The sequence below is a fragment of the Coleofasciculus sp. E1-EBD-02 genome, from assembly GCF_040218245.1.
Taxonomy (GTDB): domain Bacteria; phylum Cyanobacteriota; class Cyanobacteriia; order Cyanobacteriales; family Coleofasciculaceae; genus Coleofasciculus.
Map to the genome: position 1 here is coordinate 18,839 of NZ_JAVJQN010000264.1, position 9,929 is coordinate 28,767.

At 45.0% G+C, this 9,929-nt stretch carries 11 protein-coding genes and 1 pseudogene; 7 read left to right on the forward strand and 5 right to left on the reverse strand.

Translation table 11 applies throughout. The features are described 5' to 3' along the window. Window positions 1–100 precede the first annotated feature (100 nt). Entirely contained in the window at window positions 101–1,495 is a 1,395-nt protein-coding gene (locus tag RIC07_RS38185; RefSeq protein ID WP_446399065.1) for a hypothetical protein, read from the forward strand. Between the two features lie 98 nt (window positions 1,496–1,593). Here the strand turns inward: RIC07_RS38185 and thrS are convergent, their stop codons facing one another. Next, window positions 1,594–3,423, reverse strand: a complete 1,830-nt coding sequence (gene thrS / locus RIC07_RS38190; protein ID WP_446399066.1) for a threonine--tRNA ligase — start codon at window positions 3,421–3,423, stop codon at window positions 1,594–1,596. A gap of 163 nt (window positions 3,424–3,586) precedes the next feature. On the opposite strand from thrS, the gene RIC07_RS38195 reads away from it, so the two are divergent. After that, window positions 3,587–3,952, forward strand: coding sequence for a DUF2605 domain-containing protein (locus tag RIC07_RS38195; protein ID WP_446399067.1), 366 nt, complete (start codon window positions 3,587–3,589; stop codon window positions 3,950–3,952). A gap of 116 nt (window positions 3,953–4,068) precedes the next feature. Continuing rightward, entirely contained in the window at window positions 4,069–4,383 is a 315-nt protein-coding gene (locus tag RIC07_RS38200; protein WP_446399068.1) for a DUF2973 domain-containing protein, read from the forward strand. Window positions 4,384–4,631: 248 nt separating this feature from the next. On the opposite strand, the gene RIC07_RS38205 is transcribed toward RIC07_RS38200, so the two are convergent. From RIC07_RS38205 to cofG, 3 genes are all read right to left on the reverse strand, one after another. Beyond that, the gene (locus tag RIC07_RS38205) at window positions 4,632–5,006 is read right to left on the reverse strand and encodes a TFIIB-type zinc ribbon-containing protein (RefSeq protein WP_446399069.1); all 375 of its coding nucleotides are present in this window, start codon (window positions 5,004–5,006) and stop codon (window positions 4,632–4,634) included. A gap of 268 nt (window positions 5,007–5,274) precedes the next feature. Continuing rightward, window positions 5,275–6,183, reverse strand: a complete 909-nt coding sequence (locus RIC07_RS38210; RefSeq protein ID WP_446399070.1) for a hypothetical protein — start codon at window positions 6,181–6,183, stop codon at window positions 5,275–5,277. 45 nt (window positions 6,184–6,228) lie between these two features. Continuing rightward, window positions 6,229–7,224: a 7,8-didemethyl-8-hydroxy-5-deazariboflavin synthase subunit CofG gene (gene cofG, locus RIC07_RS38215; RefSeq protein ID WP_446399071.1), complete on the reverse strand. Its 996-nt coding sequence runs from the start codon at window positions 7,222–7,224 to the stop codon at window positions 6,229–6,231. Window positions 7,225–7,359: 135 nt separating this feature from the next. Between cofG and RIC07_RS38220 the strand changes: the two genes are divergently transcribed. Then, a complete protein-coding gene (locus RIC07_RS38220; protein ID WP_446399072.1) occupies window positions 7,360–7,719 on the forward strand; it encodes a type II toxin-antitoxin system RelE/ParE family toxin in 360 nt (119 codons plus the stop codon). Continuing rightward, window positions 7,716–8,066 carry a helix-turn-helix domain-containing protein gene (locus RIC07_RS38225; RefSeq protein WP_446399073.1) on the forward strand — a complete coding sequence of 117 codons (351 nt, stop codon included), beginning with the start codon at window positions 7,716–7,718 and terminating at the stop codon, window positions 8,064–8,066. Before RIC07_RS38220 ends, RIC07_RS38225 begins: the two co-directional genes overlap by 4 nt. Before the next feature lie 122 nt (window positions 8,067–8,188). Here RIC07_RS38225 and RIC07_RS38230 read toward each other — a convergent pair. Further along, a pseudogene (locus RIC07_RS38230) lies at window positions 8,189–8,329 on the reverse strand (7,8-didemethyl-8-hydroxy-5-deazariboflavin synthase subunit CofG); the annotation flags it as partial. 188 nt (window positions 8,330–8,517) lie between these two features. Here RIC07_RS38230 and RIC07_RS38235 point away from each other — a divergent pair. Further along, window positions 8,518–9,612, forward strand: a complete 1,095-nt coding sequence (locus RIC07_RS38235; RefSeq protein WP_446399074.1) for a hypothetical protein — start codon at window positions 8,518–8,520, stop codon at window positions 9,610–9,612. A gap of 80 nt (window positions 9,613–9,692) precedes the next feature. Next, window positions 9,693–9,929 (forward strand): hypothetical protein (locus RIC07_RS38240; protein ID WP_446399075.1); only part of this gene is annotated, 237 nt, incomplete at its 3' end.

A 9,929-nucleotide genomic window follows, 5' to 3' on the forward strand; every position in this document is an offset into this window, starting at 1 on the left:
AAACGCTTCCACTTTCCCTGTCTTTTCCTGGTAAATAGCTGTTTAAGCTGTATAGAGTTATAATAGCACTTTTAAAATCCCAATGAGTTAAGTTTACATTATGAACTTTGATAAGGATTATCAGAAATGTTTGGATAAGCTCATCTGGGCAACCCATCAGCTCGACGTTAAAGTTGCCCAATCGCAGCTTGCGAATCTTGCCAAAATAATCGTACAAACGATGATGGGTCCCTGGCGCTATTTTCATTCCGTCGAACATATTTTAGAGGTCGGTGGCTCGACGGATGCCATTGAAGTTCTGGCGGCTTTATTTCACGATATTATCTATGTGCAAGTTGATGGGAGTATTCCGTTTAACCTGACACCGTATCTCGCTCCTTTTATTGAAGAGGAAAGAGGTAAGTTTTTTGTCCGCACCGATAATCCAGGTGAACGTGATGCCATGTTTGAGCTAGTCGCCACCCTGTTTAAGGTTGTGCCAGGAGAGGAACTATTTCCCTTTACCGGACAAAATGAGTTTTTAAGTGCGATTGTTGCCGCTAAACTATTAGAGCCTTTGCTGACACCAGCGCTAATTGTGCAGGTTGTGGCTTGTATCGAAGCAACCATTCCCTTCCGCACGCAATCCGATTTTGGGTTAAGTCCTAGCGAAGAATTATATCAGTCGTTAAAATTTATCAATCAGCGATTTAATCTTAACTTAACCAGTGTCGAACTCCTCGAAACCGTGAAGCGTTCAGTACGGTTGGCGAACCGGGATGTTGGTGGATTTGCTCATCCGAGTTCTGCTGTTTTCTTATCCAATACCTGGAAGTTATTACCCGAAACCAATCATACGTTGAAAAAGTCAGAGTCGTATACCGTTAAGGATTATCGCTTTGCCATCCAAAAAATGGCAGTTTTTATGAAATTCCTGAACGCCGAACTCATTTTTCGACGGTTCCGAGGAGAACCTGACGATCGCATTTATATCCATTATGTCGAACAAGCTCGTCGGAATTTAGAAGTGGCGCGGCTCTATTTAGACAGTAAATTGGTAGCGAATGCTATTTTAGAAGCTTTATCCCTGCGTTTAGGGTCAGATGTCCCCTTAACTATTATGATGGGAGACTTTGGCGATGAACTCAGTTCCATGGGTCGTTTGAGCGATTATTTTCCCACGCTGATTAATTCGCATCGCCCTAAAACGCTTCTAGAACGGGAAGTGTGGCAATTATTAGAAGGGGGACGCGCTCAAAGTATTTCCTTCGATTTCAAAACGTCTCCCTTGACTAGCTTTGTTGTTCAATACATTGGATTTGAGGGAATTTGCCAGATGTGGCAATGCAGCCAAGAGTTCTTTCAACAAAAAATAACGTCGGAAGAATTTTTAGCAAGCTGTGATGCTGATCTGATTAATATTATTATAGATGGAGTGGCTAAACTTTTGGAAAAGCGAAAAGTTGCCTTATGTCGTCTCTATAAACCGTTATCGATGAATGGGGTTAAACAATGACAACATGATGAGATCTCCGTATTTTTCCAGACACCCAAACCTTGTAGAGACGTTGCATGCAACGTCTCTACATTTAAAAAGGAGGGTGACAACAACACCTAAAAATTCTGGCGGTTGGCGATCGCACTCTCCATGCGTTCCAATACCTGTGCCACGGGAATCGCCCCTAAGTCTTGGGATTGCTTCCCAGCGATGCGAGTCCGCACACTAAGACTATTCGACTCAACCTCCTTCGCCCCGACAACCGCCATTACGGGAATTTTTGCCTTCTCGCCATTGCGGATCATCTTCGGTAAGCGATCGCCACTGGTATCGACTTCGACGCGAACTCCTAACAGGCGCATCTTCTGCGCCACATCCTTGGCAAAGGGTAACTGTTCATCACTTACGGGTAACAGTCGCGCCTGCAGGGGAGCCAACCAGAAAGGGAAGTCTCCCGCATACTCCTCAATCAAAATCCCAATTAACCGTTCCAATGAGCCAAAGGGCGCACGGTGAATCATCACGGGGCGCTGGCGTGTCCCATCTTCTGCCACATACTCTAAGTTAAATCGCTCTGGCAAGTTATAGTCCACCTGTACTGTCCCCAATTGCCACTCGCGATCGAGGGCATCATGGAACATGAAATCCAGCTTCGGACCATAAAACGCGGCTTCACCAATCCCTTCAAAATGCCCCATTCCCAAGGTTTCGACTGCCCGACGAATGGCGTTTTCTGACTTATTCCACGCCTCATCTGACCCAATATATTTGTCTTGGCTGGGGTCACGGAAACTTAAACGGGCTTTAAAATCTTGCAGCCCTAGAGTGTTAAACACGGATAGGGTTAAATCAACCACTCGCAAGAACTCATCATCCAGTTGTTCCGGGGTGACAAATAGATGGGCATCATCTTGGGTAAAGCCGCGAACTCGCGTTAATCCGCCTAGTTCCCCAGATTGTTCATACCGATAAACCGTGCCAAACTCCGCGAGGCGCATGGGCAAATCTCGGTAGGAACGTAGTTCATGCTTATAAATTTGTACATGAAACGGGCAGTTCATGGCTTTGAGGACAAAGCCCTCGGCTTCTGACTCTCCCATCATTGGGAACAAGTCTTCTTTATATTTCTGCCAGTGTCCCGAAGTCTTAAACAACTCCACGCGACCAATATGCGGGGTAACGACAGGCTGATACCCGCGCTTAATTTGCTCCTGTTTGAGGAAGTCTTCTAAGGTACTCCGCAGGATTGTCCCTTTGGGTGTCCACAAGGGCAAACCGGGTCCTACGGGGTCGGATAAAATAAACAGTCCTAGGTCTTTGCCCAGCTTGCGATGATCACGCTTGAGGGCTTCTTGTTTGCGCCGCTTATATTCAGTTAGTTGTTCCGGCGTCTCCCAGGCGGTGCCGTAAATTCGCTGAAGTTGTGCCTTATTTGCATCGCCGCGCCAGTAAGCACCCGCGACACTTTCTAGGTCAATGGCTTTGGGATGAATGTCTGCTGTGGTTTCTACATGGGGACCAGCGCACAAGTCCCACCAATCTTCTCCGAGGTGGTATAGCGTGATTGGGTCTTCTAAATCCTGGAGGATTTCTAGTTTGTAGGGTTCACCGAGTTCTTTGATCCGGCGTTCGGCTTCCTCACGACTGACTTCTTCCCGAATTAGGGGGAGTTTACGCTTGAGGATTTTCACCATCTCTTTTTTGATGGCTTTTAAGTCTTGCTCGGTAAAGGGTTCGGGTTTGGCGAAGTCGTAATAAAAGCCATTCTCAATCCACGGACCAATCGTCACCTGTGTCCCCGGAAACAGCTTCTGCACCGCCATTGCCATGACGTGAGAGACGGTATGACGGATTTTTTTCAGGCTCTCGGATTCACTGGTCCGAGGCAAATGGATTTTTTCGGGTTTTTGGGGGGCTTCTACGTTGGACATGGGTGACTGTGCCATTGAGTTGAGGTTGAAAGCAGTTATACGGTTTCCCTGGTTCCTTTTCTCCATTCCATGATACTCACCTTCTTCGTTCAATGCAGGTTGCCGAGTTGATTGCGTATTGTAAAGAATTGTAACTAGCGTTAAGATAAATTAACAGATGAATTAGCGCTTAAGATTCATGCCTCAGTCTCAGCCCCACGAGCAAGACCTGCTCAAGTCGATACTACAGCCACTTTTGGATGATTTTCAATATTGGTTTTCGCGATCGCATTCGTTACTCGAATCCGAGGAGATCAGCTTTTTAAGCCGACAGCAGCAGAGGGATTTACTCGAGCGAGTCAAAACAGCCCAACGGGAAGTGAATGCGGCGGTAACATTGTTTCAAGCAACGGATGGTCAAGTGGGGATTGAACCCGCTACATTAGTGCCATGGCATCGGTTAGTCAACGAATGTTGGCAAGTCGGGATGCGCTGGCGCTCATTGAAATCGGGAGAACCCGAGTCGGAGATTTCCGGAAATGTCAATATTGAGCCGAGAGAGTGATCAAATTTCCGCCCAGGTTTGATAAGCTAAACGGATTACAGATAAAAACGTAATTTCAAAGACCACCCTAAGATAATCGATTAACAGATCAACGGTTTAGTCTGGAGGATGATGCCATGTTACACCTACTCTACATAATTGCCTTTACCGTTATTGCATTTCTTGCGATCGGGAATTTGATTCGCAGCTTACTGAGTTTGAGTATAGATGCTCAACGGCATTACGCACCTGCGGGAAAGGCTTCATTTGCAGCGTCTAGTTCTAGCAATACTCGCGTCCCCCATCCAGAACTGTTGGATGATACCGGGAATCCAACAAGTGAACCACTGCTGGTAATGAAATCAATGACGGTTGAAGACGCCCGCACCCAGCTTGATGCTTTATATGATGCTTCGCCTAGCAATAGCATTGATAAGTCGGAAGACATTTAGTGCAGATGCAGATAAGGTAGCAGATAACGTAAAGGCTATTTTAAGTAGGTAGACGAAAAAAAGCATCACAGCAATTTTATAGGCGGGTTGGAGCAACAGTTAGCTGTCCTGATGATTCAGCCTTCAAAACCCGCCAAGCTACTTTATGTTGATTTGGTCTATCTACTTAACGTCATTATTTTGATGATTCGCCAATGATCGATAACCCCAATGACTCCCAGCAGTCCGGAAATGCTGATCAGGACTGATCAGCGTCGTTCGCCACTAAAGATTCCTTTGAAGATGTCCTGAATATCTTCCTGTTTATAATCCTTAAATTCCCCAGCATCAAACCAGATACCATAACAGATTGGGCATTTTTCGTACCAAATATGGGACTGTTTTAGGTCAACCATTTTGGTCATTTTTGCTTTGCATTTCGGGCAATTAATATCTTCAATGGCATTAAATTTACTGCCGATTTTGGGATCACCCGTATCAATTGCTTCCGAACCCTCGATTGTCTTGAGAGTTTGAGCTTCTTGAGAATCAAACCAAATGCCATGACAATCAGCGCATCGGTCTACTTCAACATCAGCATAAACTACAGGTTCCAGGTTTCCTTGACATTTAGGACATTTCATTGAGGTCATTTTTCAACCATTCCATTCGGGATTATTTTAAGATAGTTGTAGTTTAGCAATTTTATGGGCAACCTATAGAGTTTTATTTTTAAAAGTTAACGAAAATAATTTGTAGGGGCGGGTTTAGGGACTCAATTTAAATATCCACCGATAACCTCTCAACAAAACCCGCCCTTCCCACCGATATAGCTGTTCCCTGTTCCCTGTGACACACCGAGCGAAGCCGAGGTGTTCCCTAATCTCCACCGCTAACTTTAATTGTGTCCACCTACTTACTTATGCTTCCATTCACTGTTACCTGATTAAGACTACCCAGCCATTTAGTTCTTGGCACGCGATAGGGTTTAAATATCAAGGGTTCCAAACCGCCAAATTTAACCAAGTGAGCCAGAAAATGTAACGTCCCGGCTAGAATATCAGTCCGTTGCGGTTGTACAATATTACTTAATTTCAATTGATCCGGAGATTGCCAAAACTCCTTCATTGATGCCACAATATCTGGAGCATTCGATAAGCGCACGAATAAAAAGACAACTTGAGCCATTTTTGCTTCAACAGCCGCTGGGTTTTTGAGTTGATTTCCTTGAAATATTCCGCCAAAACGCTGCTGAATAAATCTTTTCACCTGCTGGGAATAGGCTGTCGAATTATAGTCAGCAATTCCTTGAGAAACCGATTGATAGCGACCCGAATTAATCAGATATCCGATAACACAAGCTGCCACATCAGCCGTATAGTCGGAATCTCTAGCAAAGCGAGTTAAGGCTTCAGATAAGCTTTTGACAGCGAGGGTTTCATATTGCGTCCGATAAACAATAATTGCTGAACCAATATCACCCGCCCACGCCGTATGATCCGCTGTCCATTGGGTTAAATCTGACCATTGAACGCCTGGTTGATTAATTTGGTCAGACAGGGAGGCGAGAAAATGACCAAAGTCTGTGGTTTCTCCACTTAACAAGACATCCCCATTGAGTTTTCCTTGAAATTCTCCTTCAATATAGTCTTGATGATAACCTGTGGCGGTACTCCATAAGCGGGTTGTATAGTTTTTCCGGGTATAGCCGCGCAGGATATTGGCAATTTGATAGGCTGATTTATCAGGGTTTTTCCGTTCAACGTTTCGGACAAATTCTAAGGCGGTTTCAAGTTCAGACATCAATTTGTCATTTGTCATTTGTCATTTGTCATTTGTCATTTGTCATTTGTCATTTGTCATTTGTCATTTGTCAATTAGGACATCGCTTACCCGTTGGATGTCATTAAATCTTATATTCAAAACGGCTTGTTGTAATCGTGGGGACAACCAATCATTATACTGCGGATAAACGGGTAAGCGGGGAACAAGATGCCATCCGGCTGGTTCGAGGATATTTCGTAGTCGCTGAATTTGAGGATGGGGATAATCAGGATTTACTTCGTCTTTGGGTCCAATTCCTCCCAAATCCCTCGCCCCTGCGTCTAAACAAGCGAGTAACCATTGATCATCTGAGATTAAATTGGGCGGAATTTGCAGGGTGATATCGGCGGGTAAAATTTGACGGGCTTTGGCTATGACTTGGGGTAACTGTTGCGGATCAAATGCGGGGGCTTGCCAATATTGTTGATCACCGGGACTATGGGGTTGTAAAATCACTTCTTGGATGTGACCATACTGAGTATGAAGCTGCGCGATCGCATCCAAGGTTTCCCACCAGTCAACGGTTGTCTCACCAATACCCAACAATAGCCCGGTTGTAAACGGAATCTGCAATTTCCCCGCCCAAACAAGCTGTTGTAGCCGTACCTGTGGTATCTTACTGGGAGCATGACGGTGAACGGTGTGCTGGAGTTGTGGCGTTATCTGTTCCAGCATTAACCCCATCGACACATTCACCGATTTTAGCGATCGCATCTCCTCAAACTGCAAGGGTCCACCATTAGTATGGGGTAGAAATCCCATTGATAGGGCAAGTTCACATAGATCATAAATCCGCTGGAACCACGCTTGACGCCGTGGTGAATGGGGATGCACTTCACCACTGAGAATAAGAATTTCACAAATTCCCTGGGATTGAAGCTGTTTTAAGAGATGATCAGCCTCAGTTAGAGTCAACCATGAACTTTGACCCGGATCAGTGCGAAAATTACAGTAGCTACAACGGTTAAAGCATTCGTAGGTTGGAACCAGCGTGTAAGCGGGACTATAGGTAATAATTCGAGAAGCGCTAATTTCCATTTTCTCCCAACTCTCAACCTGACACCACTATAAGCTGCACTTGATCGCAGGCACGCACCCTATAGTTTTAGCTAGGGAGTAGCGACTAGCTATTGACTGACATAACATATATATTATATACTACATTTATGTTATATGTTATGGGAAATAATATTTCACGCAGAATTTTACGAATGGTTCTTGGAACAAAACGATGGGATACAGGAATCCATTGCTATGGTGCTTGATATTCTTGAAGAGCAGGGAGCAAGTCTTGGTAGACCCTACGTTGATACCATTAAAGATTCATCGCTTCCAAACATGAAAGAGCTACGTGTTCAACACGCTGGTGAACCGTACAGGATTCTTTTTGCTTTTGACCCGAAAAGGCAAGCAGTTCTTTTGCTTGGTGGCAATAAATCTGGAGATAAACGCTGGTATGAGAAAAACATTCCAATAGCAGAGCGGCGGTTTAGAGAATACTTAGAAGAAACCCAAGGAGGTGAACTAATATGACAACTTATAAAACGTACAAAGAAGTAAGAAATAACTTCTCTACCGAAGCTAAAGCACGTATTAATGATGGAGCCAACAAAATCAGAGAAAAACTAAAAATTCTCCGTACTCTTCGAGAAATCGCAGGCATTTCACAAGAAGAATTAGCCAAGCGACTTGATGTAAAACAGCCCTACATTTCCCAACTGGAAGGACGAGAAAATATTACACTCAATACGCTCGTAGGAGTGGTTGCTGCTTTGGGAGGTTCTGTGGATATTACTATCAATTTTCCGGAGAAAGAACCCCTATGCTTTTCTCATATTGAAACCCTCTTATCTCAGAAAGGATCAGAGTCAGAAATATAAATGTAAGTAGGCTCTGGTGTTGGAAGTCTTGCGGTGGGGAGAGGGAATAGGAAATAGGCAATGGGCAATGGTTTAATTCTAAGACAGTTTCAAGTTCAGACATAAATTCGTTATTCAATTGGAAGCTGGGCGATCGCATCCAAGGTTTCCCACCAATCCTCACTTATCTCATCAATCCCCAACAATAGCCCAGTTGTAAACGGAATCTGCAACTCCCCCGCCCAAACAAGCTGTTGTAGCCGTACTTGTGGGATCTTACTGGGTCTAGCTGTATCGCATTGAGTCTGAAAACGCTGTAATTTATAATTCAGCAAAATCTCAAAATGTTCTGGTAAACTAGCTTACAGATGTTTGCAAAAGCTGGTAGACATTGGCTGGTGACGAAATTACCTAGAGTTTTTGAGCAAATAGGCTTGGACGCAGTCAATAATCAGGCAACTGAGGCGGTATTATGTATGAACCCTTACAAAAGAAAAATTCATCCTGGATTCCTCCAACGGCACAGAAAAAGGGTAAGAGTCCTTCTAAATTCGGGCATTTTTCGAGTCAACCCAAGCCAAACCAAAAATATTCCCAGCCACAGGCGATAGGGGAGTATTCCAGAGAATCGGCAGATAGACTAGCAGCGAATGTAATGCGAAGTCTGGAAGCCAAAGGTCAGCAAGAGGCAGAACAGCCAACGGTGCCACCTGAGTCCGAATCCAGAAGGATTTTCGTTGCTGATATCGTCACACAGAGAATTCCCCCCCTGACGCCACACACATTGAATCCGCAGGCAAGAATAGCATCTGGAGTCTCGCCAGAAAACTCGATTCAACCGCAATGTGCTGATTGTACTTCCCAACAGCAAGAGCAATCAACCGCAGATGGGAAAGAGGTTGACCGGATATTCTTAGAGGCAGGAGCTATTCACCAACGGCAGCCATTGCACCAACAAAAACAAAAGCAACCAGCTCAGATCAAAGCCAGACAGCCACATGAGAAAGGGACTAGCTGGAGCCAATCTAACCAGAATGAAACCCTTCATGTCCTAAATCCCGCGCTCCGCCCTCCAGGAGGAGATCCCTGCTTTGACCTGTTGGAAGCCATGGTAGAAATAGCTCAAGAAATGGACTTTCGCTTTCAGGATATGCGACGAGACCGACATGGGCTTTACGAAGCTAAAGAGCAGGGTCCCCAGGCTGTCGAGGAGCTGAGACGCCGAGGGTATGGCTCATGGGAGGGACACAAACAGCGATACACCGATACTCTACAACCGCAATTGAATGATCTCTATGATCAATGGAGAAAGGATAACCGTTGTAATAATGATGACATAGACTATTACGAGGCTCATGGCGACTGGGATCTAATTACGGAGTATCTCAGGAAAAAAGCACCCCAAAAACCAGACAGACACAGATTTAGTATCCCGGAATGGGCTCGACAGGCGGGAGTCTTTTTACGGGATGGTATCCTCTGGATTCCCAAAGTCATCGGATTAGTTCTCATTGGTATCTTGGTAGCCCTTGCCCGGTCTTTTGGCATACCAACCCAAGTCTACTAGAGCCAAACCTCTTTTCCCACAGGAAGAGAGATTTATCACCGTTTTCGTCAACTTGTCTGTTCCTAGTCTAAAAAAGCGCTATGGAAATTACCTATCCTTGGGGAGATACAGATAGCAGCGATTGGTTAAAGGTACTCTCTCTACCGATTCTGGAATGGGCGCAACCCTTTATTCCTCTATTAGACTTACCACCAACATTTCTAGAAGCCCAAAAACAATGGCAGTTTCTTCACACCCAAGGGGTGAAAGAATACGAAACTCGTTTGTGGGCAGGAGACTGGCCCGTGGGAGTTGAAGGGGGTCCTGGAGAGTTAGTG

Coding starts and splice junctions, on each gene's coding strand:
- RIC07_RS38235 (WP_446399074.1), top strand. CDS start 8,518: ATGTATGAACCCTTACAAAAGAAAAATTCATCCTGGATTCCTCCAACG.
- RIC07_RS38225 (WP_446399073.1), top strand. CDS start 7,716: ATGACAACTTATAAAACGTACAAAGAAGTAAGAAATAACTTCTCTACC.
- thrS (WP_446399066.1), bottom strand. CDS start 3,423: ATGGCACAGTCACCCATGTCCAACGTAGAAGCCCCCCAAAAACCCGAA.
- RIC07_RS38220 (WP_446399072.1), top strand. CDS start 7,360: ATGTTATGGGAAATAATATTTCACGCAGAATTTTACGAATGGTTCTTG.
- RIC07_RS38210 (WP_446399070.1), bottom strand. CDS start 6,183: ATGACAAATGACAAATTGATGTCTGAACTTGAAACCGCCTTAGAATTT.
- RIC07_RS38185 (WP_446399065.1), top strand. CDS start 101: ATGAACTTTGATAAGGATTATCAGAAATGTTTGGATAAGCTCATCTGG.
- RIC07_RS38200 (WP_446399068.1), top strand. CDS start 4,069: ATGTTACACCTACTCTACATAATTGCCTTTACCGTTATTGCATTTCTT.
- RIC07_RS38205 (WP_446399069.1), bottom strand. CDS start 5,006: ATGAAATGTCCTAAATGTCAAGGAAACCTGGAACCTGTAGTTTATGCT.
- cofG (WP_446399071.1), bottom strand. CDS start 7,224: ATGGAAATTAGCGCTTCTCGAATTATTACCTATAGTCCCGCTTACACG.
- RIC07_RS38195 (WP_446399067.1), top strand. CDS start 3,587: ATGCCTCAGTCTCAGCCCCACGAGCAAGACCTGCTCAAGTCGATACTA.